Source organism: Devosia sp. P1_H9 (assembly GCF_056405135.1).
Map to the genome: position 1 here is coordinate 21478 of NZ_JBFUCQ010000014.1, position 23940 is coordinate 45417.

Genomic DNA, 23940 nt, shown 5'->3' on the forward strand with positions numbered 1-23940 from the left:
ATCAGGCAGTGAACCGCTGCTCGCTTTGATTCTAGAATAGGGCGGCAAAGCGAGCGGCCTCAAGTCGGAAAGCAGTGAAACCTACTCCAGCCCCTGGCTCCCAGCTCCGAAAGCGCTCGGCATGGCGCATCCTGGGTAGGATCGCGGCGGCGACAGTCGCTGCGCCTGTAATCCTGCTTGTCGCCATGTACGCCGTGCTGCTCATCACGCCGATTCCGCTTCCTTTCGTCAGTTCGCAGGTCCGCAACCTGGTGATCGGCTCGATGCCGGCCGGCAGCCAGCTCGAACTTGGCGACATGGCGCTGGCGCTCGAGGGGTTCGTCTGGCCGGTCATCCAGTTCAAGCCAGTGACTTTTACCGACGTGAAGACGGGCGGCACGGTCAGCATGGACGCGCTGGAGGTGGGCTTCTCGCCGATACGCGCCCTGGTCGGGCAGCCCGGCGCGACGGTGACGATCGTTGGGCCGCATTTGCAGGTGAACCAGGATCTGTTCGGGCCGCGGCTGGCGAAGTTCGAATATGTCGACGAGCCGGATGGTGGCCGCACGGTGCGGATCATCGAGGGGCAGGACCAGTTCCCCGAGGTGAATCTCTCGACCGGCGGCGTCGACGTAAAGGGTCAGGTGCCCGACGCCAGCCTCGGCATTCGCTCGGACAATGACTGGCTGGTGTACAACCTCGAGGCCGCAGCTAAAGGCATCGCCGGTATCGTGCAGCAGGCCAAGCTCGGCAACTTCTCGCGGCTGGTGGTGCGCAACGGCGCACTCGACATGAACGACGCGCTCTATGGCGTGCTGCGGCACTTCACCGAGATCAACATCGACATCGCGCCCAACGCGGACGGCAAATCGGCCTCCGGCAATTTCTCCGCCGGCATTGGCGGCTCGGTGATGAACGGCATCCTCGAGTGGGTGGAGACGGGCGACGGCGGGGCGCGGCTCAAGGCCTCGATCACCAACCTCGATCCAGGCGCCTTCGCCCCGTTCGTCGGCGAGCAGGAGACGGCGATCTCCGTGGTGGGCACGGCGTCGGTCTCCATCGATGTCGGATTTACTGACGTGCAGAAGATCACCGATGGGTTGTTCCATGTCGATCTGACCGGCATGGACGTGCGAGTGAACAACCAGTTCTTCCCCATCGCGACCTCGATCGCGGAAGTCGTCTGGGACCCGGCCATCGGGCAGTTCACCATGGGTGAGATGCAGGTGAGCGTGGCTGGCAGCACCGGTTATGTCAGTGGGGTGTTCAAGCTGGGCCTCGACCCTCTTTACGGTCCGATCGTCGGCATGAAAGTGGCCGCGCGCGATGTCTCCATCTCGAACGAGCTGGGCGCGCCAGAAGCGCCGTTCACCGAGGTCAACTTCCAGGGCTGGTCGGCGCCGCTCTATGGCGCCACCGGCATCGATCAGTTCGAGGCCAAGAAGGCCGATGGCAGCCAGCTCGTTTCCACCGGCCGCATCGACGTGGTGCGGCGCGGCACCGGTTTCGAGATGAACATCGCCGGCGATGGGCTGTCGGCAGATGACCTCAAGCGGCTGTGGCCCGCCTTCCTTGCGACCGAGTCGCGCGACTGGTTCGTCAAGAACGTCGTCGGCGGCCGGATCAAGAAATCGACGATGCGCTACGACTTTCCGATCGGTTCGCTCGGCGAGCCCGGGGAGAACAAGCCGATGCCGAAGAATGCGATGTCGATCGACATCGTCGGTACCGGTGTGCAGATCAAGGCGCTCGACACGATGGATCCGATCACCATCGAAGGCGAGATGAAGCTGAGCCTCAAGGACACCGACATCCAGATTTCCGGTGACGGAGCGACGATCCCGACGCCCAAGGGAAACATCTCGATTGCCAATGCCGGCTTCATCATCGGATCCAACAGCGACACCGAAGCCGTTTACGAGATCTCGGGCGACCTGTCGGGCGGCATTCCGGCACTTATCGCCTGGACCAAGGAGAACCAGCCGGATGCGCTGAAAAGGGTGGCGCTGCCGTTCGATCTCGACATCCTGAACGGCCAGGTCTCGCTGGGGCTGGTGGCAACCTTCGTCACCGACAAGAAGACCAACCAGCCGCGGACGATGGACTATGTCATCAACGGCACGCTGCAGGACCTCGAGACGTCTTCGCCGATCCAGGGGCACACGATCGGCAAGGGGCAGCTGCAGTTCCGTTTGACCCAGGCCGGCTTCAACGTGGGCGGCACCACCGAACTCGACGGGGTCCCCGCCGAGGTCTCGGCCATGGGAACACTCGATCCCAAGAAGCCGGACGTGGTGCTGACCGCGAAAGTGGATTCCGACGCGTTCAAGAAGTTCGGCGTCGATGCTTCGGCCTTCGTCGACGGGCCGCTGACCGTGTCGGTGAAGCCGCTCACCGACGGAACCATCCAGTTGGCCGCCGACCTCAGCGCCGCCAGCCTCAACATCAAGGACCTCGGCATCAGCAAGAAGGCCGGCGTCAAGGGAGCGGCGCAGGCGCAGATCAAGATGGTGGGCGACGCCGTCACCATCAACGACCTCGGCCTCGGCTTCGGCGACGTGAAGCTCGAGGGCAGCCTCGACTTCGATCTCAAGAACGGGCTGCAATCAGCAGAGTTCACGTCGTTCGCGCTCAGTCCGGGCGACCAGGCGCAGGTGTCGCTGACGCCGATCCGCAACGGCTACCAGGTGCGCCTGCGCGGCGACCAGCTAGACCTGAAGCCAATGCTGCAACGCTTCTTCAGCCTCACTGGTGACTCGACGGGCGGCCCGCAGGCGACCGCGGTCAATCAGACCATCGCGGTCGATGTGGAGTTGAAACGCGCGCTCGGGTTCTACAAGACCACGGCGTTCAACGTCGATCTTGACCTGGTGCTGCGCGGGGCGGACCTGCAAAGGGTGAACTTGCAGGCAAATCTCGGCGGCGATCGCAGCGTCTCGGTTACCACCAATCCGACGCCGGACGGCAAGGTCATGTCAGTGGCGTTCAACGACCTCGGGACGCTCCTGCGGCTGATGAACGTCTACCCCAATATCGAGGGAGGCGTTGGTAGCCTGGTGGTTGAGACCATCAAGGATCAGAAGATCGACCAGGGGCAGTTCGCGCTGCGCAACTTTGCCTTCGTCAACGAGGGGAACGTGGCGCAGATCCTCGGCAACCACACCGAGTCCAAGCAGATGATCGCTCGCTCCAACAAGCTCGAATTCAAGAGCGCGGAGGCAGAGTTCGTGCGCCGCAGCGACCGGGTGGAAATTCGCGATGCTGTGCTGGCCGGCGCTACCGTCGGGGGCACGGCGCGTGGCTTCATCTATACCGACAAGCGCCAGTATGACCTCACGGGCACCTATGTGCCGCTGTTCGGGCTCAACAACGCGTTCTCCAAGCTGCTCGGGCCGCTGGCCGGCCGCGATGGCGAGGGATTGTTCGGGGTGACGTTCGCCATCCGCGGGCCGCTCGACAAGCCGGACTTCAAGATCAACCCCATGTCGGCGCTGGTGCCGGGCGCGTTCCGGCGGATGTTCGAATACCGCGCGAAGGAAATTCCGCGCGTCGAGTGACCGGCGGGGTAGGTTGATTTCAATCAAAGTATAGGTTGGCGGAACGGCCTAGGATCTCCACATGATCATGCGGAGGTACATGAAATGTATGCACATATTCTCGTTGCAACGGATGGTTCGGAGCTGGCTTCACGGGCTCTCGACCATGCGCTCGGTCTCGCCAAGGCGCTCGGCTCGGCGGTGACGATCGTCACGGTGACCGAACCGACGGCGGTACTTGGCGGGGGCTACGCTTCCGTCGCTGGTACCGCGTTCGATCCGATTCCTGAACTGATTGAGGCTCAGGAGGCAGCCGCCAAGGATCTCCTGGCGAAGGCCGGGACGGCGGCCTCCGCCGCGGGGGTCGTCGCGAAGACGGTCTACGTCAACGACAGTTTCCCGGCTGACGGCATCATCAATACGGCCAACTCGGTTGGTGCCGACTTGATCGTCATGGGCTCACATGGCCGCCGCGGGCTTGGCCGGCTGCTGCTCGGCAGCCAGACCAATAACGTGCTGGCGCACACCACCATCCCGGTGCTGGTGACGCGCTGAAGCCGGTCAGACCGGCTTCAGCAGGGCGTGCTTCTTCTTGCCGACGGAAAGCTTGATCACGCCTTCAGGCAGCAAGGCGGCCGTACCCAGAGTGGCACGGTCGTCGGTTGCCGGCTCGTCGTTGACGCGCACGGCGCCGGACTGAATGTGTCGGCGCGCCTCGCCGTTAGACGCGGCAAGGCCGGCGGTCACGAGCGCGGCAAGCAGGCCGATGCCGGCGTTGAGATCGGACTTCGTAACCTCGGCTGTCGGCAGTGACAGGTCGAGCGACCCTGCCTCGAAGGTAGCCGAAGCGGTCGAAGCCGATTGCTCCGCGGCCTCACGGCCGTGCACGATCGCGGTGACTTCCGTCGCCAGCACCTTCTTTGCCTCGTTCAACTCAGACCCGCCCAGTGCCGCAAGCTTCTCGATCTCGTCGAGCGGCAGGCGGGTGAAGATTTTCAGCCATTTGCCAACGTCGGCGTCCTCGGTGTTCCTGAAGTACTGCCAGAAATCGTAGGGGCTGAAGAGGTCCCCGTTGAGCCAGACGGCGCCAGAAGCCGACTTGCCCATCTTCTCGCCCGACGCCTTGGTGAGCAGGGGGGTGGTGAGCGCATAGAGCTGTGGGCCGCCCATCTTGTGGCTGAGGTCAACGCCGTTGATGATGTTGCCCCACTGGTCCGAGCCACCCATCTGCAGCACGGCGCCATACTCCTTGCTGAGCACGGTGAAGTCGTAGCCCTGCATGATCATGTAGTTGAACTCGAGGAACGTGAGCGACTGCTCACGTTCGAGCCGCGTCTTCACACTGTCGAAGGACAGCATGCGGTTGACCGAGAAATAGCGGCCGATCTCGCGCAGGAACTCCACGTAGTTGAGCTTCAGCAGCCAGTCGGCATTGTTGACCATGATCGCATCCGTCGGGCCATCGCCGTAGCGCAGGATGCGGCTGTAGACCTTCTTGATGCTCTCGATGTTGGAGTTGATCTTCTCGACCGTCAGCACCTGACGCTCGGCCTCCCGGCCAGTCGGATCACCTACCATCGACGTGCCGCCGCCCATCAGGCTGATGGGGCGGTGGCCGGTTTCCTGCAGCCAATAGAGCAGGGTTACCGTGATCAGGTTGCCGATGTGGATCGAGGTCGCCGTGGCGTCGTAGCCAACGTAGCCGGTTATGGTCTCCTTGGCCGCAAGGGCATCGAGCCCTTCCGGATCTGAGATCTGGTGGATGAAGCCTCGCTGATCGAGGACGTTCAGGAAGTCGGACTTGAACTTGGCGGCCATTGGCTTGCCCTATCTGATCGACCGGCTCGTCATGGGGGTACGCAACCCCCATGAGGACCTCATCCCGAGCCTTCCGAAGGAGGAGGTCCGGGGCGTATGGCTAGCGCCCCTTGCCCGCCGCGATTTCCGCGCGGCGCCGGTCAAGATAGTCGGCGCAGCGTTCGGTGAGTTCGTCGATCTTGCCTTCGTAGAAATGGTTGGCGCCTTCGACCTGCTGCTGCTCGATGGTGATACCCTTCTGCGTCTTCAGCTTGTCGACCAGCTTCTGCACCGATTGCGGCGGCGCGACACGATCCTTGTCGCCGTGGATGATCAGGCCCGAGGACGGGCAGGGGGCGAGGAACGAGAAGTCGTAGAGGTTTTCCGGCGGGCTCACCGAGATGAAGCCTTCGACCTCCGGACGGCGCATCAGCAACTGCATGCCGATCCAGGCGCCGAACGAGAAGCCGGCGATCCAGCAGCCGCGCGACTCGCGGTTGAGGCTCTGCAGCCAGTCGAGTGCCGCTGCGGCATCGCTGAGTTCGCCGATGCCGTGATCAAACAGGCCCTGCGAGCGGCCGACGCCGCGCGAATTAAACCGCAGTACCGAAAAGCCGCGCTGCGCGAACATGTAGAACAGGTTGTAGACGATCTGATTGTTCATCGTGCCGCCGAACTGCGGATGCGGATGCAGCACGATGGCGATCGGGGCGTTGGGGTCTTTGCCCTGCTGGTAGCGGCCTTCGAGGCGGCCCTCAGGTCCGTTGAAGATGACTTCTGGCATAACGTCGTTTCCTTGGGCCCCGCCGGACACTAAGGCGCATAGCTGATGCTCGCGCCCGGGCCGGTCTCTCGGCTTGACGAATGGTGCGCCGCTCCCTAAAACATGGGTCGAAAAGTCCAGTTTCGAATAATTCTAAACTGGGTTTTCGCAGGCGGCAGTTGGTGTTCCAACCGCTTCCGGTTGCTAGTGAGCGCTCCTTGTAGAGAAAGTGAGCGCCCGATTTCAAGAATTGTTTCGGGCTCCTGCGAGCGCCTCGGCGTCGCAGCCTGCATTCGGAACAGATCAGGCGAGCCTTGGGTTCATGACGCGACAGTCGATCTATCTCGATCACAATGCGTCGGCGCCGCTTCTGCCGGAGGCGCGTGCCGCCCATATTGGTGCGCTGGACCTCGTCGGCAACCCCTCATCCGTGCATGCTCAGGGCAGGGCGCTCCGCGCCGTGATCGACAAGGCTCGCGCACAGGTTGCTCGGCTCGCCCGGGCCGAGCGCGACCAGGTGGTGTTCACCGGATCAGCCACCGAAGCCATCACCCAAGCGATCGTCGGCGGCGCCAAGGCATTCAACGTCGACGCCATCGTGGTGTCGGAAGGCGAACATGCGGCGGTCCTGAAGGCCGCTGAGGCGACTGGCCTGCCGGTGAAAAAGATCGGTCTCGATGCCGATGGAGTGATCAAGGTCGAGGAGATCGCGGCGGCGCTGGCTGCTGCGGACCTCGTCGGGATGCGCGTGCTGGTCGCAGTGCACCTCGTCAACAACGAGACCGGCGTGATCCAGCCGGTCGATCGTATCGAGGTGCTGGTGGGCCCGAGCCCGCATTACCTTTTTGTCGATGCGGTGCAGGGGTTTGGCAAGGTGGGGCTCGAATTCAGCTCCCGCGCACCCGATATGATGGCAGTGAGCGGCCACAAGATCGGCGCTTCGGCTGGGATCGGCGCGTTGCTGATGAAGGGTCACGCCGACCAGGTCCGGTTGATCCCGGGCGGCGGCCAGGAAAGCGGACGTCGGGGCGGCACAGAGTCGGCCGCGGCGATCGCAGGTTTCGGCGCAGCGGCTGAAGTGTTCGCCGAACGCTTCTATGCAGCGAACGTGAGCGAGTTGGTGCGGACCGCTGAGGATGGGATGCGACTGATTGCGCCCGACCTCGTTGTCTTCGGTGAGAAGGCCGACCGGATCGGCAACGTGACGAATTTCGCGGTGCCGGGGCTGAAGAATGCGGTGGCGATGATGGGGCTCGACCTCCTGGGTCTTGCCGTCTCGTCGGGTTCCGCCTGCTCCTCCGGGAAGGTCGGCCCGAGCCATGTGCTGGCTGCGATGGGCGTGCCGGCCGAGTTGAGTGAGTGCGCAATGCGGGTGAGTTTCGGCTGGTCCTCCACGATCGAGGACGTCGAGGCTTATCTCAGAGGTTTTGGCGAAGTGGTTGGGCGTCACAAGTCCCGCCGCGTCGCAGCATAGGAAGAAGACAATGGCCCGTTACGATATCCCGACTTTGAAGGAAGAGATCGAGGGAGACACCGTCGAGAAGGTGCTCGCGCTCGATGTCGACAAGTACAAGTACGGGTTCGAAACCGACATCGAAGTCGACAAGGCGCCCAAGGGCCTCAACGAGGACACCATCCGCTTCATCTCGGCCAAGAAGGGCGAGCCGGAGTGGATGCTGGAGTGGCGGCTCGACGCCTACAAGCGTTGGCTGACCATGGACGAGCCGACCTGGGCCAAGGTGCACTACCCCAAGATCGACTTCCAGGACATGTACTACTACGCGGCGCCCAAGAGCTCGAACCGGCCCAAGAGCCTCGACGAGATCGATCCGGCGCTGCTCGAGATGTACGAGAAGCTCGGCGTGCCGCTGAAGGAGCGTGAGCTTCTCGCGGGCATCGAGCAGCCGAAGGTTGCCGTGGACGCCGTGATCGACTCCGTTTCGGTCGGCACGACATTCCGCGCCGAGCTCGAGAAGATGGGCATCATCTTCTGCTCGATCTCGGAGGCGATCCGCGAGTACCCGGACCTGGTGAAGCAGTACCTAGGCTCCGTCGTGCCGGTGTCCGACAATTACTACGCGACGCTGAACTCCGCCGTCTTCACCGACGGCTCGTTCTGCTACATCCCCAAGGGCGTCCGCTGCCCGATGGAGCTCTCGACCTATTTCCGCATCAACGAAGCCAAGACCGGCCAGTTCGAGCGCACCCTGCTGATCGCCGACGAGGGCGCTTACGTTTCGTACCTCGAAGGCTGCACGGCACCGGCCCGCAACGAACACCAGCTGCATGCGGCGGTGGTCGAGCTCGTCGCGCTCGCCGACGCCGAGATCAAGTACTCGACGGTGCAGAACTGGTTCCCTGGCGACAAGAACGGCAAGGGCGGCGTCTACAACTTCGTCACCAAGCGCGGCGATTGCCGCGGCGACCGCTCGAAGATCAGCTGGACGCAGGTCGAAACCGGCTCGGCGATCACCTGGAAGTACCCGAGCTGCATCCTGCGCGGTGACAACTCGTCGGGCGAGTTCTACTCGATCGCCATCTCCAACGGCTATCAGCAGGTCGATAGCGGCACCAAGATGCTGCATTTGGGCAAGAACACCACGAGCCGGATCATCTCCAAGGGCATCGCGGCGGGCTTCTCGGACAACACGTATCGCGGGCAGGTTTCGGCTCACGCCAAAGCCAAGGGCGCTCGTAACTTCACGCAGTGCGACAGCCTGCTGATCGGCGACAAGTGCGGCGCACACACCGTGCCCTACATCGAGAGTCGCAACGCCACGGCGGTGTTCGAGCACGAAGCGACGACGTCGAAGATCTCGGACGATCAGATGTTCTACTGCCAGCAGCGCGGCCTCTCGGAAGAGGAAGCTGTGGCGCTGATCGTCAACGGGTTCGTCCGCGACGTGCTGCAGCACCTGCCGATGGAGTTCATGGTCGAGACGCAGAAGCTGATCTCGATCTCGCTCGAGGGCAGCGTCGGCTGATGGCCAAGTACTGGTTCGCGCGCCGGTTTCCGGTCACCGAGGTCAACGCCAATCGGATGGGTCCGGTCAGCCGTGAGGGCTGGCTGGTGGTCTGGTCGTTCGTGGGCTCAATGGTGCTGGGCGCCATCGGGCTGGTCGTCGCCTCGTTCGCGTTCCGGCAGCCGATGATCGGCTTCATCATCCTGATCGTGCTGTCGTCGATCGGCATGACGGCGTTCCTGACGCTCGCCTATCAGAAGGGCGACAAGAACCACACCGTGGACGACTACAAGTCGGGCAGGGTGCGCCAGAGACCCAGCCAAGATATGGGGCGCCAGTCGTGAGCAGGCCGATCGTGAACATTGCCGATCTCGACCTCAATCACGAGGTGAAGGGTTCTCTCTACGAGGCGTCCGACGCCCGGATCGGGCCGATGATCGGGGTCCGTGACCTCGGGATCAGCTATACCGAGGTGCCGGCTGGCAAGTCGGCCTGCCCGTTCCACAACCATCACGTCGAGGATGAGATGTTCATCATCCTCGAAGGCGAGGGCACGTATCGGTTCGGTCCGGACAGCTATCCGATCAAGGCTGGCGATGTGCTCGGCGCCCCGGCCGGCGGGCACGAGACGGCGCACCAGATCATCAATACGGGCTCGGGCCCGCTCCGCTATTACGGCATCTCGACGATGTCGATCGCAGACGTCTGCGAATACCCTGACTCGGGCAAGTTCGGCGTGTTCAGCCGCTCCACCCGCAACCCCTACGACAAGTCCACCGTCCGCCACCTCGATCGTCTGGGCAATGGCCTCGACTATTGGGACGGCGAACCCGGCGCAGAAGGCACAGAGAAATGACCACCCCCATGCTCGAAATCCGCGACCTCACCGTCCGCATCGAGGAACGCGAGATCCTCAAAGGCGTGAATCTCGTCGTCCCCAAGGGCGAAGTGCACGCGATCATGGGGCGCAACGGCTCGGGCAAGTCGACGCTCAGCTATGTGCTGGCGGGCAAGGAGGACTATGAGGTCACCGGTGGCGAAGTGCTGCTCGATGGCGTGAACATCCTCGAGATGGAGCCGTCGGATCGTGCCACGGCCGGGCTGTTCCTTGCATTCCAGTACCCGATCGAGATTCCGGGCGTCGCGACCATGACCTTCCTCAAGGCGGCGCTGAACGCCAAGCGCAAGGCCAATGGCGAAGGCGAGCTCTCCACCCCAGACTTCATGCGCGCAGTGAAGGAAGCCGGCGCATCGCTGCACATCGACAGCGACATGCTGAAGCGCGCCCTCAACGTCGGATTCTCGGGCGGCGAGAAGAAGCGCGCCGAGATCCTGCAGATGGCGCTGCTGAAGCCCAAGATGTGCATCCTCGACGAGACCGATTCCGGCCTCGATATCGACGCGCTCAAGGTGGTCTCCGAGGGCGTCAATACGCTCCGTTCGCCGGACCGCTCGATGCTGGTAATCACCCACTATCAGCGGCTGCTGAACCACATCGTGCCTGATGTCGTGCACGTGTTTTCGGACGGCAAGGTGGTCGAGAGCGGCGGCAAGGAGCTGGCGCTGGAACTCGAAGCCAAGGGCTACGCCGGCTTCGACGAAGCGGCAGCGTAAGGACCGATGACCATGCATGTCCCCGTCCGGCTTGGGCCGGCTGAACTGAAGCTCATCGACCAGCTCACGGCCGCCGGTGCGGTCGCGGAGGCCGAGCGCCTGACCGGTGCGGGCCTCCCAACGCGCCGCGTCGAGGCCTATCACTATACCGACCTGAAGCAGTTGCTGCGCTCGGTTCCCGAACTGGCGGGTGCTGCCACCGAGGCGAGTGCTCCGGCGCTGCGCGTTGCCGGTGCCTATCAGCTGATGATCGCCAATGGTGTGGTGCAGGAGACCGGCACGGCGCCGGCCGGCGTCATTGTCGGCAAGGCGGCGGGTGGCGTGCTCGATACCCGTGACGATGTGGTTACGCGTCTCAATATGGCGCTGACCAAGGAGTGCCTGACGCTCGATCTCGACGGTTCCGTCGATCCGGTGATCCAGATCGACCGTCGCACCGAAGGCGCGGCCGGTCACTCGACCAGCGCCGCGAAGATCTTCGTTGCCGATGGCGGCAGCGCGGTGATCCTCGAGACCTATTCGGGCAGCGATGAAGCCCACCTCGGGAACCACGCCACCTACCTGGCGCTGGGCAAGAACGCCAAGGTCACCCACATCACGGTGAACCTCGCGGCCAAGACTGCGACGCACTTTGCCTCGAACGAGTATCACCTCGCCGAGGGCGCGCAGTTGCGCACCCTGATCATCAACGCCGGCGGCGCGCTGAGCCGTACGCAGCTGTTCCCGCGCTACGAAGGCGCCGGAGCGCACGCCGATGTCACCGGGCTCAACCTCGTCAGCGACGGGCAGCACAGCGACATCACCATGGATGCACTGCACGCCGTGCCGCACACCTCGTCCAAGCCGTTGTTCAAGTCGATCGCCCGTGGGCGGTCGAAGGCGGTGGTGCAGGGCCGGCTGGTGGTGGCGCGCGACGCGCAGAAGACCGATGCCAAGCTGATGAGCCAGGGGCTGATGCTCTCGGACGAAGCCGAGATACTCACCAAGCCCGAGCTCGAGATCTATGCCGACGACGTGGTCTGCGGCCACGGCTCGACCTGTGGCCGGCTCGACGACGAGTCGCTGTTCTACCTGGTGAGCCGCGGCATCGCGAAGGCCGACGCCGAGACCATGCTGGTTCGGGCTTTCCTCGCCGAACTGATCGACCCGATCGAGGACGAGGCGTTGAACGAGGCGCTGACGACCGTGATCGAGGACTGGCTGGCAAGAGGCTAGTGGTTTGCACATGAGCTTCGATCTCGCCCAGATCCGCGCCGATTTTCCGATCCTCGACGAGAAGATCCACGGGAACCGGCTGGTCTATCTCGACAGCGGCGCGTCGGCGCAGAAGCCGAACCAGGTGCTCGACCGGATGGATTGGGCACATAGGCACGCCTATGCCAACGTCCACCGCGGCCTCCACACGCTCGCCAACCGGGCCACGGAGGCCTACGAGGGCGGGCGCGAAGCGGTGCGGCGGTTCCTCAATGCCAAGCGGCCCGAGGAGATCATCTTCACCCGCTCGGCCACCGAGGCGATCAACCTGGTCGCGGCGTCCTTCCTCGGTCCGCGGATCGGCGAGGGCGACGAGATCGTGCTCTCGATCATGGAGCACCACTCCAACGTCGTGCCGTGGCATTTCCATCGCGAGCGCAAGGGCGCGGTGCTGAAGTGGGTGGACGTGCGCGACGACGGCAGCTTCGATCTTGATGCGTTCGAGGCGGCCCTGTCGCCGAAGACGCGGATGGTGGCGATCACGCATATGTCGAACGTGCTGGGCACGGTGACGCCGATCAAGCAGATCATCGAGATTGCCCATGCGCGGAAGATCCCGGTGCTGATCGACGGCAGCCAGGGTGCGGTGCACCTCAAGGTGGACGTGCAGGACCTGGGCGCCGATTTCTATGTGTTCACCGGCCACAAGCTCTACGGCCCGACCGGTATCGGCGTGCTGTACGGGCGCTATGACCTGCTCGCCGACATGCAGCCCTACCAGGGCGGTGGCGAGATGATCGACGTGGTGACCCGCGACACCGTCACTTACAACGAGCCGCCGCACCGCTTCGAGGCCGGCACGCCGCCGATCGTGCAAGCGATCGGGCTCGGCGCCGCCATCGACTATGTCGAGGGGATCGGCCGTGAGGCGGCGCAGGAGCACGAAGCGGAACTTACCGGTTACGCGATGGAACGTCTGCAGCGGATCAATTCGCTGCGCCTGATCGGCACTGCGCCGGGCAAAGGCGGTATCTTCTCGTTCGAGGTCAAAGGCGCCCACGCGCACGACGTCTCGACGATTCTCGACCGTTACGGCATCGCGGTGCGCGCCGGCACGCACTGCGCCATGCCGCTGCTGCAAAGGTTTGGGGTCACCTCTACCTGCCGGGCCTCCTTCGGCCTATATACCGGCAAGGATGATATCGACGCTTTGGTCGAGGGCATCGAAAAGGCGCGAAGCTTTTTCGCGTAAGGGTTGGATATGTCTGACGAAGCGAACGAACTGGTTCCCGATACCGCTGCTCCCACCGTCGAGGTGGCAGCGGAGGAGCCGCTGCGAATCTCGCCGACTATCGCGGCGTCACTGCCCGCTGAGGACGTGGAGCGGATCACCAAGGACCTCATCGGGGTGCTGAAGACGGTCTACGACCCGGAAATCCCGGTCGACATCTACGAACTGGGCCTGATCTACAAGGTCGACCTCGATGACGACCGCAACCTCACCATCGACATGACGCTGACCGCACCAGGCTGTCCAGTGGCCGGCGAAATGCCGGGGTGGGTGGAGAACGCGGCGCGCTCGGTCGAGGGCATCCAGGACGTCACCGTCAACATGGTCTACGATCCGCCATGGGACGCCTCGCGCATGAGCGAGGAAGCGCAGGTCGCACTGAACTGGTGGTAAAGTTCACGCGTTAGGTCTATATATCGTCTTGTTACGATGAAGGTCTGCAGCCGATGCCTTTGAAGATCATGAGCCTCACCGATGCTGCCGTCGAGCGCATCAACGAGATCATCGAGGACAGCGCCACGCCGGTGATGGGCGTGCGCGTCGGCATCAAGGATGCCGGCTGCGCCGGGCAGTCCTACACGCTCGCCTATGTCTCGGAGCCGGTGAAGGGCGACGACCACATCGAGGACAAGGGTGTCCATGTGTTCGTCGAGCCTAAGGCGACGCTGTTCCTGCTCGGCACCGTGATGGACTTCGAGGAAGACATCCTCAAGTCCGGCTTCACCTTCAAGAACCCGAACCAGACCGGCGAATGCGGCTGCGGCGAGAGCGTGCAGCTGAAGCCTGCGGATCTGAAGGCATTGGCTGAGGCCCGGCAGCACGCCTGATCCGGAGCGACCGGGCTTGGCACGCCACTAGCGTTGCGCTACATCCATCCCGCTTGCTTCAACCTCACCCCGGCAAAGGACCGGGCCATCCAGGATATCGATGTGTCCGGCGCAGCCGGAGTGAGTGCGGCCACGGCCGCCTGTTTGACGGAGTCCACCATTGACCGCCGCCGCTTCCTCAAAGCCCGAGGCTTTGACCATCATTCCGCCTGACCATCCGCTCGCCGGCCGCGTCACGCCGCCGGGGTCGAAGTCGATCACCAATCGCGCGCTGCTGCTGGCGGCGCTCGCGAAGGGGACAAGCCGGCTCACCGGGGCGCTGAAGAGCAAGGATACGGCGCTGATGGCCAAGGCGCTTATCCAGATGGGCGTCAGCGTCGAGGAGCCGGATGCGACCAACTTCGTCGTCACCAGCGATGGCACGCTGAAGGCGCCGACCGAACCGCTGGTGCTGGGCAATGCCGGCACCGCCACGCGCTTTCTGACGGCTGCCGTATCGCTGGTCGAGGGCAGGGTGGTGGTGGACGGCGACGACGCCATGCGCAAGCGCCCGATCGAGCCGCTGCTCGTCGCGCTCCGCTCCCTCGGCATCGACGCCACCAGTGAGACCGGCTGCCCGCCGGTGCTGATCAACGGCACCGGTTCGTTCGGCAGCGGTCGCGTCGAGATCGATGGCGGCCTCTCCAGCCAGTACGTCTCGGCGCTGTTGATGGCGGCGCCATTCGGCGAAGGTCCGATCGAGGTGGCACTGACCGGCAAGGATCTCGATGCGCGAGGCTACGTGAACTTGACGCTCGCGGCGATGCGGGCGTTCGGCGCCAGCGTCGAGCAGGTTGATGAGATGACGTGGAAGGTCCAGCCCACCGGCTACCAGGCAACGGACTTTCACATCGAGCCCGACGCATCGGCGGCAACCTACCTCTGGGCCGCCGAAGCGCTGACGGGCGGCAAGATCGACCTCGGCGTGCCGATGGACGCGTTCACCCAGCCCGACGCCGAGGCTGCGAAGCTGATCCGCATGTTCCCCCGCATGCCGGCGGTGATCGACGGCTCGCAGATGCAGGACGCGGTACCGACCCTCGCCGTGCTCGCGGCGTTCAACGAGACACCGGTGCGCTTCATCGGCATCGCCAATCTCCGGGTCAAGGAGTGCGACCGCATCTCGGCGCTCTCGACCGAGCTCAACCGGATCCGGCCAGGGCTGGCGCATGAAGAAGGCGATGACCTGGTGGTGTCGTCCGACCCGCGGCTCATCGAGCTGAAGCACCGCAACGCCCGCACCAACATCGAGACGTATGAGGATCACCGCATTGCCATGAGCTTCGCGCTCGCGGCACTGAAGATCGGCGGGATCTCGATTCTCGACCCGGACTGCGTGGGGAAGACCTACCCGGGCTATTGGGACGCGCTGCGTTCGCTCGGGGTGGAGACGGCCTAGGCAGCGACGATATCGTCGTCCTTGAGGTCGTTCTCACCCACCACCAGATTGCGGCCGCGGTGCTTGGCAGCGTAGAGGCAGCGGTCGGCGCGCTCGATCAGGCTCGAGGGCGTGTCTTCGGGCCGGTACAGCGCGACGCCGAACGACGCCGTGACCCGGCCGAGCTTCTCGTTGGTCGAGCGCTTCAGCAGTTCCTTGGCCTGGATTGCCTTGCGGATGTTGTCGGCGAGGATCATCGCGCCTTCAAGATCGGTATCCGGCAGCACAGCGGCGAACTCCTCGCCGCCGTAACGGGCGGCGATGTCCTTGCCCTTTATGTTCGATTTGAGCGTCATGGCTACCAGCCGTAGGACCTGATCGCCGGTCTGGTGGCCCCACGTATCGTTGAAGCGCTTGAAGTGGTCGATGTCGATCAGCATCAGGCACAGGTGGTCGCCGCTCTCCTGTGCCCGGCCGATTGCACGCAGCAGGCCATCGTCGAACGCCTTGCGATTATAGACTTTGGTCAGCGGGTCGAGCAGGGCCTCGCGGCGCACGTCGTCGAGGTCGCGCTGGAGTGCCTCGATGTCGTCGCGCGAGGCGGCGAGGTTCATCTCGAGCAGGTTGTTGGCGTCCTGCATGCGGCGGGTTTCCGCCAGCAGTGTGTTAGCCAGTTCGCGCAGCCGGACACCGTCGAGCTGGTCCGCGCCAAGGTCGCCGCCGGCCACCTGCAGCGTTGCAGAGTAGGCGTTGGCGGTGGTCATGGCGGTATCGATCGCGTCATGGATGGCGACGATGCGGTGCGACATGCGCTCGGAGACGCTGGAGATCCGTGCGTCGGCGTCCTGCGCCTTGAGGAACTCGTTGTAGAGACGCTCCGCGATGTCGGCGTTGGCGTGGCCATCACGGAAAATGGCGTTGATGCGGGCGTTTAGCGCCGGGTTGATGCCGGTCGCATAAGTATAGAGCAGCTCATAGAACTGCGGGTACGGTGGAATCGTCGCGCGCTTCAGCAGGTCGATCGCCGAATTCGCGTAACCGAGAGCGCGTCTGAATTCCTGCTCTGACACCGTTCCCCCAAGCACCGGTCGACGCCGGTAGTTCGGGCGCCATTGTCTGTCTTTCAGGATTAACGGCGCGTAAAAACACTTCGGCCGCTAGGTATTCTACGCAGATCGGCAGACGAAGTCTGTTGATCGGGCCTATTTCCGGAGCAGAAACGCCGGAATCGGGCCATCCGAACCGAACGGCGAATCGGCAACGATCCCCTCCACGTGGTCGTTGCGCGGTGCGCGACCCGGTTTCTCGGCGCCGTTGCCGCGGTTGTGCTCGGCACGCGGAGCCTCGCTGCGGGGCGCGTCGTTGTGCGCCGGGCGGCGCGAGCGCTCCGTATGCTGGCCACGCGGCTCGCGGTTCTCCTGCGGCGCGGCTTCGGCCGGCACTGCCTCGTTCTCACGTGCGCGGCCCCCGCGGCGGCCACGACCACTGCGTGGAGCACGCGGCTCGGTGCCTTCCTCGGCGGCCGGAGGCGCGGCGCGCTCGACCGGCGCTCCGCCCAGCTTCACTTCGGGAATGTCCTTGGCGATCAGCTTGGTGATGGCGTCGATGTACTTGCCGTCCGACGGGGTCGCCAGCGTGATTGCAACGCCTGAGCGACCGGCACGACCGGTGCGCCCGATGCGGTGCACATAGTCTTCGGCATGGGTCGGCACGTCGAAGTTGAACACGTGGCTCACCGCCGGGATATCGAGGCCACGGGCCGCCACGTCGCTGGCGATCAGCAGCTTCAGCTTATCGGTCTTGAAGCTGTCGAGCGTCTCCATGCGGCTCTTCTGGTCCATGTCGCCGTGGAGGCCACCGGCCGAGAAGCCGTGGCGCTCGAGCGAGCGGGCGAGGGTCGCCACATCGCGCTTGCGATTGCAGAAGATGATCGCGTTCTTGAGGTTCTCTTCGCCGCGGATCAGCCGACGCAGCGCGTCGCGCTTTTCCTCGGGCTTGCCCGAAACGCGGACGACGCGCTGTTCGATGGTCTCGGCGGTAGAGTTCTGCCGCGCCACTTCGATCTTGATCGGGTCGCGCAGGAACCGGCTGGTGAGCCGCTGGATCTCCGGCGGCATGGTGGCCGAGAAGAACAGCGTCTGCCGGCGCGCCGGGAGCAGGCCGCAGATGCGCTCGATATCGGGGATGAAGCCCATGTCCAGCATGCGGTCGGCCTCGTCGATGACGAGGATATCGACACCGGTGAGGAGGATCCTGCCGCGCTCGAACTGGTCGAGCATGCGGCCGGGCGTGGCGATCAGCACGTCGGCGCCGCGGTCGAGCTTCTTGTTCTGGTCCTCGAACGAGACGCCGCCGATCAGCAGCGCGACGTTGAGCTTGTGGTTCTTGCCGTACTTCTCGAAATTCTCGTGCACCTGCGCCGCGAGTTCGCGCGTCGGTTCGAGAATGAGGGTGCGGGGCATGCGGGCGCGGGCACGGCCGCTTTCCAGCAACGTCAGCATCGGCAGCACGAATGATGCGGTCTTGCCGGTGCCGGTCTGGGCGATGCCGATGATGTCCTTCTTCTGAAGAACATGCGGGATGGCCTGCGCCTGGATATCGGTGGGCTTGGTGTAACCGGAGGCGGCAACCGCATCCATCACCTTGGCGCTGAGGCCGAGCCCGGTAAAGTCATTTGCCAAATCAGTGGTCCGCTCAAGTAGGAAAGGCAGATCGACGGGCAGCTACTTGAGGAGGTGCGGGTCGACGAATTGTCGCAAAGAACAAGCCGGATAATCAGGCTTCGCCTTGCAGCAACCAATCCGGACTCCGCCCTGTCCGGGGCTGCGCGCGACGCGCCCGGAACATAGTGGAAACCCCTTGCGAGTCAACGGGATTTGCGCCCGCGTGATTAATCGCGGCGCCAATAGGTCGCGGGGGTTGCCGCGGTAACGGCTAGATGGGAACGAACTGGCTAGATGTCCAGGTCAGTCACGAATGCGGCGTTTTCCTGGATGAAGTCGAACCGCGCTTCGGGGCGATTGCCCATCAGGCGATCGACAGCGGCGCGGGTATCCTCGAGGTCCTGGCGGATGCGGACCTGCAGGAGCGTGCGGCTGTTCTTGTCCATGGTCGTCTCGCGCAGGTGCACGTAGGGCATCTCGCCGAGGCCCTTGAAGCGGGTGATGTCCGGCTTCTTGCCCTTGAACTCGGTGGCCAGCAGCTGGTCGCGGTGCGCGTCGTTCATCGCGTAGGCGACCTTCGGGCCGGAGCTGATGCGGAACAGCGGCGGCATCGCCAGATAGAGGTGCCCGCCCTCGATGAGCTTGGGCATCTCCTGGAAGAAGAACGTCATCAGCAGCGATGCGATGTGGGCGCCATCGACGTCGGCGTCGGTCATCAGGATGACCTTGTCGTAGCGCAGCTCGTCCTCGCGATAGCGCTCGCGGGTACCGCAGCCGAGCGCCTGGATCAGGTCGGCGATAGCCTGGCTGGCCTGTATCTTGTCGCGGGTGGCGCCGGCGACGTTGAGGATCTTGCCGCGCAACGGCAGGATCGCCTGGCTCTTGCGGTCGCGCGCCGACTTGGCGCTGCCACCGGCCGAGTCGCCCTCGACGATGAAGATCTCGGCGCCCTGGGCGGCTGACTGCGTGCAGTCGGCCAGCTTGCCGGGCAGGCGGAGTTTGCGGGTTGCCGACTGGCGGTCGACTTCCTTTTCCTTCTTGCGCCGCAGCCGTTCCTCGGCACGCTCGATGGCCCAGTCGAGCAGCTTGCTTGCCTGGTTGGGCGAGGCCGCGAGCCAGTGGTCGAATGGGTCGCGGAGGGCGGTATCTACGATGCGGGTGGCCTCGGGCGAACTCAGCTTGTCCTTGGTCTGGCCAACGAACTCGGGTTCGCGAACGAATACCGAGAGCATGGCCGAGCACTGCACCAGTACGTCCTCGGCGGTCAGCTGCGCGGCGCGCTTGTTGCCGCTGAGCTCGGCGTAGTTGCGCAAGCCCCGGAGCAGGGCGACGCGCAGGCCCTGCTCATGCGTGCCGCCATCGCCGGTCGGCACGGTGTTGCAGTAGGAATTGACGAAGCCGTCGCCGAGGCACCAGGCGACCGCCCACTCGACCGCGCCGTGCGTGCCGGGCTTGCCGATGGTGCCCGAAAAAATGTCCTCGGCGATGCGCGGCTCGCCCTCGATGCGGTTGCCGAGGAAATCGCGCAAGCCGCCCGGGAAGTGGAAGGTGGCCTTGGCCGGCACATCCGAAGTGGCGAGGCTCTCGTCACAGGTCCAGCGGATCTCGACGCCACCGAACAGGTAGGCCTTCGAGCGCGTCATCTTGAACAGGCGGGCAGCGGAGAACTTGTGCTCGCCGAAGATCTCCGGATCGGGGTGGAAGCGCTGCGTGGTGCCGCGCCGGTTCTGCACCTTGCCCACGGTTTCGACGCCGCCGAGCGGTTTGCCGCGCGAAAACGCGATGCGGTAGAGCATCTGGTCGCGCGCCACCTCGGTGACGAGGCTGTCGGACAGCGCATTCACCACGGAAACGCCAACGCCGTGCAGGCCGCCCGAGGTCTCGTAGGCCTTGCCGTCGAACTTGCCGCCGGCATGCAGCCGCGTCATGACGATCTCGAGGGTCGACACGCCCGGGAATTTCGGGTGGTTCTCGACCGGGATGCCGCGGCCGTTGTCGGTGACGGTCAGGAACCCGTCTTCGCCGAAGTGCACCTCGATGCGGCTAGCGTGACCCGCAATAGCCTCGTCCATCGAGTTGTCGATGACTTCGGCGAACAGGTGGTGCAGCGCGTTGGCGTCGGTGCCGCCGATATACATGCCGGGGCGGCGGCGTACCGGCTCCAGCCCTTCGAGCACTTCGATGTCGGCGGCGGAGTAGGAGGCGGCGTGGGCGACGCTGGGCGGCGGCGAGGCAGGGGCGGACGCTTTTGGCGGCGTGGGCGCGCTCGCGCGCTGCGGAGCAGGGGGCTCGTCCTCAGGGCCAAAAAGGTCTTCGATCGCCGCCATGAAATCTCCGTCCGAGGCGCGAATCAAGCGCCTCACAAGCTCTAGCATACTTGCCGCTTAGGGTGGGTTAAGCGGGAGGTAGGGCGCCCCGCGGCCCCTGTCAACCGGTCGTGAACGGCAAGTGAATGCACGGTTCCGCGAGCGTTCAACGGCGGGAGGCTAATCCACCGCTCGAGATTGCGGAGCGCGTTGCTGGGGCCGGTAGGCAGTGTCCGGGCAGGGGGTTCGGCAATCTCACAACGTTTGCGCCTGATATCACTCGGGATTCCGCCGCCGTGTTGCCTGCAACATGAACGGAGGATGAACGGGCGATACCGCATTGGTTAAGAATGCAACGTTTAGGGTCGTGGCACGCTAGTGGACCTGGCACCTGTAGCGACTCGCAAGGAGACTAAAAATGACAACGATGCTCAACACCGTGCTGAAGTCCGGACGTGCCGCGATCGTGGCTCTGACGCTGGGCGCCGCCACGGTCACGGCGCTGCCGGTCCAGGCTCAGTCGTTCAGCTTCAGCTTCGGCATCAATGGTGGAGGCTCCGACTTCGCCTTCGGACTCCGCGATGGCCGGAAGTTCAAGCGTGAATGCCTGACCAACAATGAGATCCGTCGCGGCCTGCGCCGCAACGGTTTCGAAGACATCCGCTTCCTCGATCGCCGTGGCGTGCGGGTGAAGGTCTATGCCGAGTTTGGCCGCAGGGCCTTCATCCTGACCATCAACCGCTGCACAGGCCGCGTGATCGACATCGATCGGGTGCGCCGTGACCGAGGCTACGACCGCGAGGATCGCCCTGGCGTCGGGCTGCAGTTCAACTTTGGCGGCGGAAGCATGGGCTACTGAGCCACCTACCGGCGGGAGCCGGATCCTCCCTCGCGCTCCCGCCAGGTCCCGGCCCCACAAGGCCGGGATTTTTTTGTTTCGGGAGCCGCAAAGGAGAACGTTATGAAAGCCACCACGCTTATCCGCGCCGCCGTGCTCGGTCTGGCGCTCAGCGCTTCGGCACTCCCCGTGCAGGCGCAGAGCATGCAGTTCCAGTTCGGCTTCGGCACCGACGGTTTCGGCTTTCGCCGGCCGCTGCTCTGCCTGGAGCTAACCGACCGGCAGATCCGCAACGCCGTCCGCGACCAGGGCTACAGCAACATCTCGCTCAACGTCGCCAATAACCGCCGCATCCAGGTACGGGCGACCCGTGGCGGCTGGGTCTATCTGCTCAGGGTATCGACCTGCACGGGTGCTATCCTCGATCGCGAGCGGCTCCGCCGCAGCTGATCGAAATCTCAGTGAATCCAGAGCGTCCGGTACCGTACAATGGGCCGGACGCGTTGTTTTGGAGCACTCCGTTTAGACTTCGTTCGTTTCTTCGAAGCACTTTCTTAAGCGCTCACGACTATAAATTTCACATACGGTTTTCGTGTCTGGAGTAGCCGTATGCGCGCCCAAGCCAAGAGCGGTCTCGCGTACCTTGAGACCGGTTTTCGGGCGCCACGCGACAGCGGATGGCAGCAGGCCGGGTTTAATAGTTTTGCGTACCGGCTTGCCCATCTTGCGTTGCCTCGCCCGCTGATGCTCACCGCCATTGCCGCGCTGTTCTATCTGGCGTGAGCGGGAGCTGGCACTTGACCTTCAATCCTGCCTGATGCTCTAAACGCCTCGTCCGCAATGCCAACCAAGGAGGGTCGCGTGGGCTATCGTCATGACCAGCACCGCAGTCGCGGCCCTGTTTCGGCCCTGCAGCTTTAGTTGCAGGGCTGGCCGAACGGGTCCGGACGTCTTCGTCGTCTCACCATTCTGGTCTGCCCAAGCCGGCTCCGCTTCCTGCGTGAGCCATTGACGGCACCGGCGCATATGCGCCCCGATATCCAGAAGAGACGAAAATGGGCTCGATCAGCCTCAAGAACCTCTCCATCACTGCCACCGATCCGCTGTTCCACGACCTGAGCCTCGTTGTCGCCGATGGCGATCGCGTCGGGCTCGTCGCCGGCAACGGTTTGGGCAAGACTTCGCTGCTGCGGGTCATCACCGGGCTGGCCGAGCCGACGACCGGCGAGGTCGTGCGTTCGCGTGGCCTGAGGATCGGCTATGTTGAGCAGGACGTGCCGGCCGAGCTGATGTCGCTGACGATGCGCGACGCCGTGCTGGGCGCCTTGCCGGAAGCGGATCGCGATTCCGATGCCTGGCGTGCCGATGTGGCACTCGACGGGCTCGAGACGCCGTATGAGTTGCGTGACCGGTTGGTCTCGGCGCTCAGCGGCGGCTGGCAGCGGCTGATGCTGATCGCACGGGTGTGGGTGACTGATCCCGATGCGCTCCTAATGGACGAGCCCACCAACCATCTCGATCTGTCAAAGCTGTTCCGGCTCGAGACCTGGCTGAACCGCGAGGCGCGCAACCTACCGCTGATCATTGCGAGCCACGACCGCGATTTCCTCGACGCGGTGACCAACCGCACGCTGTTCCTGAGACCCGGAACCTCCCGCTACCTGCCGCTCGCCTACTCTGCGGCGCGCCGGGAGATCGAGCGCGAGGATGCGTCGCAAGAGGCGCAGAACGAGCGTGACCTGAAGGAGGCGGGCAAGCTCAGGAAGCAGGCGGCCAAGCTCAACAATATCGGCATCAACTCAGGCAGCGACCTGCTTGTGGTGAAAACCAAGCAGCTCAGGGAGCGGGCGGCGAAGATCGAGGAGGCGGTGCGTCCGGCGCATCGCGAGCGCTCGGGCGAGATCAAGCTCGCCAACCGGGGCACCCATGCCAAGCTCCTGGTGGCGATCGAGAACGTTACCGTGACGACGCCCGCGGGGCAGGGGCTGTTCAAGATCGACAAGCTCCACATCTTCCAGGGCGATCGCATTGTGCTGCTGGGCAAAAACGGCACCGGCAAGTCGCAGCTGGTGAAGCTGATCCACCGCGCCATGACCGATCAGGAAGGCGTGCCGGGCATCCGGGTGACGCCGTCGCTAGTGCTCGGCTACACCGACCAGGACATGTCGCAACTGCCGGTGAAGGAGACGCCGGATAGCTTCATCTCGGTCACCTTCAAGCAGCCGGACGCGCGCGTGCGAAGCCTCCTCGCCGCGACCGGTTTCGTCATCGAGAAGCAGACGCGGCCGATCGGCCAGCTGAGCTTCGGGCAGCGCGCCCGGCTCGGGCTGCTGGCCCTGCGGCTGACGGAACCGAACTTCTACCTGATGGACGAGCCGACGAACCACGTCGATATCGCGGGTCGCGAGGCACTCGAAGGTGAGATCCTGGCGCACGAAGCGACCGCTGTATTGGTGTCTCACGATCGCAGCTTCGTCAGGAACGTCGGGACGAGATACCTGCAGATCGACGGCAAGCGACTCAAGGAAGTCGAGGGACCGGAGGCGTTCTTCGAGGCGATGATGCTGGAGGTGGATGAAAGGTAGTCGCTTGGTCGTAGTATAAACTACCTATGGCGGGGGCCACTTAAATCCACTCGACGAGAGTTGGCTGTTCTTTTTGGTGCGATGTCATTAGTTGCCCCGCCGAAATACTGCGCGTCCGCACAGGAGGTAAGGTCTGATTCATAGCTGCGTATGCAAACTTGCGTACG

At 64.1% G+C, this 23940-nt stretch carries 21 protein-coding genes; 16 read left to right on the forward strand and 5 right to left on the reverse strand.

Annotated features, from left to right (window positions below):
• Positions 1 to 185 precede the first annotated feature (185 nt).
• Positions 186 to 3536, forward strand: coding sequence for a hypothetical protein (locus AC1DYL_RS20565; RefSeq protein WP_477174593.1), 3351 nt, complete (start codon positions 186 to 188; stop codon positions 3534 to 3536).
• A gap of 84 nt (positions 3537 to 3620) precedes the next feature.
• A complete protein-coding gene (locus AC1DYL_RS20570; protein WP_477157665.1) occupies positions 3621 to 4070 on the forward strand; it encodes a universal stress protein in 450 nt (149 codons plus the stop codon).
• Positions 4071 to 4076: 6 nt separating this feature from the next.
• Here AC1DYL_RS20570 and tyrS read toward each other — a convergent pair whose 3' ends face one another.
• Together tyrS and AC1DYL_RS20580 are read right to left on the reverse strand one after the other, a co-directional pair.
• Complete coding sequence (gene tyrS, locus AC1DYL_RS20575) at positions 4077 to 5333, reverse strand: tyrosine--tRNA ligase (protein ID WP_477174594.1); 1257 nt, start codon at positions 5331 to 5333, stop codon at positions 4077 to 4079.
• A gap of 100 nt (positions 5334 to 5433) precedes the next feature.
• Positions 5434 to 6096, reverse strand: coding sequence for an alpha/beta hydrolase (locus AC1DYL_RS20580; protein WP_055049272.1), 663 nt, complete (start codon positions 6094 to 6096; stop codon positions 5434 to 5436).
• Positions 6097 to 6397: 301 nt separating this feature from the next.
• On the opposite strand from AC1DYL_RS20580, the gene AC1DYL_RS20585 reads away from it, so the two are divergent.
• The 10 genes from AC1DYL_RS20585 to AC1DYL_RS20630 all read left to right on the forward strand — a co-directional run bounded on the left by AC1DYL_RS20585 (position 6398) and on the right by AC1DYL_RS20630 (position 15402).
• A complete protein-coding gene (locus AC1DYL_RS20585) occupies positions 6398 to 7549 on the forward strand; it encodes a cysteine desulfurase family protein (protein WP_477174595.1) in 1152 nt (383 codons plus the stop codon).
• A 10-nt stretch (positions 7550 to 7559) separates the two neighbouring features.
• Positions 7560 to 9059, forward strand: coding sequence for a Fe-S cluster assembly protein SufB (gene sufB / locus AC1DYL_RS20590; RefSeq protein WP_477149482.1), 1500 nt, complete (start codon positions 7560 to 7562; stop codon positions 9057 to 9059).
• Entirely contained in the window at positions 9059 to 9382 is a 324-nt protein-coding gene (locus AC1DYL_RS20595; protein WP_477149481.1) for a hypothetical protein, read from the forward strand. Before sufB ends, AC1DYL_RS20595 begins: the two co-directional genes overlap by 1 nt.
• Positions 9379 to 9894: a cupin domain-containing protein gene (locus AC1DYL_RS20600; protein WP_477149480.1), complete on the forward strand. Its 516-nt coding sequence runs from the start codon at positions 9379 to 9381 to the stop codon at positions 9892 to 9894. The genes AC1DYL_RS20595 and AC1DYL_RS20600 overlap by 4 nt, the downstream gene beginning before the upstream one ends.
• A gap of 8 nt (positions 9895 to 9902) precedes the next feature.
• Entirely contained in the window at positions 9903 to 10652 is a 750-nt protein-coding gene (gene sufC / locus AC1DYL_RS20605) for a Fe-S cluster assembly ATPase SufC (protein ID WP_477174633.1), read from the forward strand.
• 12 nt (positions 10653 to 10664) lie between these two features.
• Positions 10665 to 11867 carry a Fe-S cluster assembly protein SufD gene (sufD, locus tag AC1DYL_RS20610; RefSeq protein WP_477174596.1) on the forward strand — a complete coding sequence of 401 codons (1203 nt, stop codon included), beginning with the start codon at positions 10665 to 10667 and terminating at the stop codon, positions 11865 to 11867.
• Positions 11868 to 11877: 10 nt separating this feature from the next.
• Positions 11878 to 13098 carry a cysteine desulfurase gene (locus AC1DYL_RS20615; protein ID WP_477174597.1) on the forward strand — a complete coding sequence of 407 codons (1221 nt, stop codon included), beginning with the start codon at positions 11878 to 11880 and terminating at the stop codon, positions 13096 to 13098.
• 9 nt (positions 13099 to 13107) lie between these two features.
• The gene (locus AC1DYL_RS20620; RefSeq protein WP_477174598.1) at positions 13108 to 13530 is read left to right on the forward strand and encodes an SUF system Fe-S cluster assembly protein; all 423 of its coding nucleotides are present in this window, start codon (positions 13108 to 13110) and stop codon (positions 13528 to 13530) included.
• A gap of 53 nt (positions 13531 to 13583) precedes the next feature.
• On the forward strand, positions 13584 to 13964 hold the full coding sequence (locus AC1DYL_RS20625; protein ID WP_477149476.1) for a HesB/IscA family protein: 381 nt from the start codon (positions 13584 to 13586) through the stop codon (positions 13962 to 13964).
• 160 nt (positions 13965 to 14124) lie between these two features.
• The gene (locus AC1DYL_RS20630; RefSeq protein WP_477174599.1) at positions 14125 to 15402 is read left to right on the forward strand and encodes a 3-phosphoshikimate 1-carboxyvinyltransferase; all 1278 of its coding nucleotides are present in this window, start codon (positions 14125 to 14127) and stop codon (positions 15400 to 15402) included.
• On the opposite strand, the gene AC1DYL_RS20635 is transcribed toward AC1DYL_RS20630, so the two are convergent.
• From AC1DYL_RS20635 to parE, 3 genes are all read right to left on the reverse strand, one after another.
• The gene (locus tag AC1DYL_RS20635) at positions 15399 to 16451 is read right to left on the reverse strand and encodes a GGDEF domain-containing protein (protein ID WP_477149474.1); all 1053 of its coding nucleotides are present in this window, start codon (positions 16449 to 16451) and stop codon (positions 15399 to 15401) included. The genes AC1DYL_RS20630 and AC1DYL_RS20635 overlap by 4 nt on opposite strands.
• A gap of 132 nt (positions 16452 to 16583) precedes the next feature.
• Complete coding sequence (locus tag AC1DYL_RS20640) at positions 16584 to 18020, reverse strand: DEAD/DEAH box helicase (protein ID WP_477174634.1); 1437 nt, start codon at positions 18018 to 18020, stop codon at positions 16584 to 16586.
• Positions 18021 to 18334: 314 nt separating this feature from the next.
• Positions 18335 to 20371 carry a DNA topoisomerase IV subunit B gene (parE, locus tag AC1DYL_RS20645; RefSeq protein WP_477174600.1) on the reverse strand — a complete coding sequence of 679 codons (2037 nt, stop codon included), beginning with the start codon at positions 20369 to 20371 and terminating at the stop codon, positions 18335 to 18337.
• 397 nt (positions 20372 to 20768) lie between these two features.
• On the opposite strand from parE, the gene AC1DYL_RS20650 reads away from it, so the two are divergent.
• The 4 genes from AC1DYL_RS20650 to AC1DYL_RS20665 all read left to right on the forward strand — a co-directional run bounded on the left by AC1DYL_RS20650 (position 20769) and on the right by AC1DYL_RS20665 (position 23773).
• Entirely contained in the window at positions 20769 to 21209 is a 441-nt protein-coding gene (locus tag AC1DYL_RS20650) for a hypothetical protein (protein WP_477149472.1), read from the forward strand.
• Between the two features lie 102 nt (positions 21210 to 21311).
• Positions 21312 to 21638 carry a hypothetical protein gene (locus AC1DYL_RS20655; protein WP_477149471.1) on the forward strand — a complete coding sequence of 109 codons (327 nt, stop codon included), beginning with the start codon at positions 21312 to 21314 and terminating at the stop codon, positions 21636 to 21638.
• Between the two features lie 159 nt (positions 21639 to 21797).
• Positions 21798 to 21971, forward strand: coding sequence for a hypothetical protein (locus AC1DYL_RS20660; protein ID WP_477149470.1), 174 nt, complete (start codon positions 21798 to 21800; stop codon positions 21969 to 21971).
• Positions 21972 to 22243: 272 nt separating this feature from the next.
• Positions 22244 to 23773 (forward strand): ABC-F family ATP-binding cassette domain-containing protein, encoded by a 1530-nt coding sequence (locus AC1DYL_RS20665; protein ID WP_477174601.1) that lies wholly within the window; start codon positions 22244 to 22246, stop codon positions 23771 to 23773.
• Positions 23774 to 23940: the final 167 nt, after the last annotated feature.

What these genes read in the sequence shown, in the direction of transcription:
- AC1DYL_RS20565 (WP_477174593.1), top strand. Translation starts at nt 186, where the DNA reads ATGTACGCCGTGCTGCTCATCACGCCGATTCCGCTTCCTTTCGTCAGT.
- AC1DYL_RS20570 (WP_477157665.1), top strand. Translation starts at nt 3,621, where the DNA reads ATGTATGCACATATTCTCGTTGCAACGGATGGTTCGGAGCTGGCTTCA.
- tyrS (WP_477174594.1), bottom strand. Translation starts at nt 5,333, where the DNA reads ATGGCCGCCAAGTTCAAGTCCGACTTCCTGAACGTCCTCGATCAGCGA.
- AC1DYL_RS20580 (WP_055049272.1), bottom strand. Translation starts at nt 6,096, where the DNA reads ATGCCAGAAGTCATCTTCAACGGACCTGAGGGCCGCCTCGAAGGCCGC.
- AC1DYL_RS20585 (WP_477174595.1), top strand. Translation starts at nt 6,398, where the DNA reads ATGACGCGACAGTCGATCTATCTCGATCACAATGCGTCGGCGCCGCTT.
- sufB (WP_477149482.1), top strand. Translation starts at nt 7,560, where the DNA reads ATGGCCCGTTACGATATCCCGACTTTGAAGGAAGAGATCGAGGGAGAC.
- AC1DYL_RS20595 (WP_477149481.1), top strand. Translation starts at nt 9,059, where the DNA reads ATGGCCAAGTACTGGTTCGCGCGCCGGTTTCCGGTCACCGAGGTCAAC.
- sufC (WP_477174633.1), top strand. Translation starts at nt 9,903, where the DNA reads ATGCTCGAAATCCGCGACCTCACCGTCCGCATCGAGGAACGCGAGATC.
- sufD (WP_477174596.1), top strand. Translation starts at nt 10,665, where the DNA reads ATGCATGTCCCCGTCCGGCTTGGGCCGGCTGAACTGAAGCTCATCGAC.
- AC1DYL_RS20615 (WP_477174597.1), top strand. Translation starts at nt 11,878, where the DNA reads ATGAGCTTCGATCTCGCCCAGATCCGCGCCGATTTTCCGATCCTCGAC.
- AC1DYL_RS20620 (WP_477174598.1), top strand. Translation starts at nt 13,108, where the DNA reads ATGTCTGACGAAGCGAACGAACTGGTTCCCGATACCGCTGCTCCCACC.
- AC1DYL_RS20625 (WP_477149476.1), top strand. Translation starts at nt 13,584, where the DNA reads ATGCCTTTGAAGATCATGAGCCTCACCGATGCTGCCGTCGAGCGCATC.
- AC1DYL_RS20640 (WP_477174634.1), bottom strand. Translation starts at nt 18,020, where the DNA reads ATGGATGCGGTTGCCGCCTCCGGTTACACCAAGCCCACCGATATCCAG.
- parE (WP_477174600.1), bottom strand. Translation starts at nt 20,371, where the DNA reads ATGGCGGCGATCGAAGACCTTTTTGGCCCTGAGGACGAGCCCCCTGCT.
- AC1DYL_RS20650 (WP_477149472.1), top strand. Translation starts at nt 20,769, where the DNA reads ATGACAACGATGCTCAACACCGTGCTGAAGTCCGGACGTGCCGCGATC.
- AC1DYL_RS20655 (WP_477149471.1), top strand. Translation starts at nt 21,312, where the DNA reads ATGAAAGCCACCACGCTTATCCGCGCCGCCGTGCTCGGTCTGGCGCTC.
- AC1DYL_RS20660 (WP_477149470.1), top strand. Translation starts at nt 21,798, where the DNA reads ATGCGCGCCCAAGCCAAGAGCGGTCTCGCGTACCTTGAGACCGGTTTT.
- AC1DYL_RS20665 (WP_477174601.1), top strand. Translation starts at nt 22,244, where the DNA reads ATGGGCTCGATCAGCCTCAAGAACCTCTCCATCACTGCCACCGATCCG.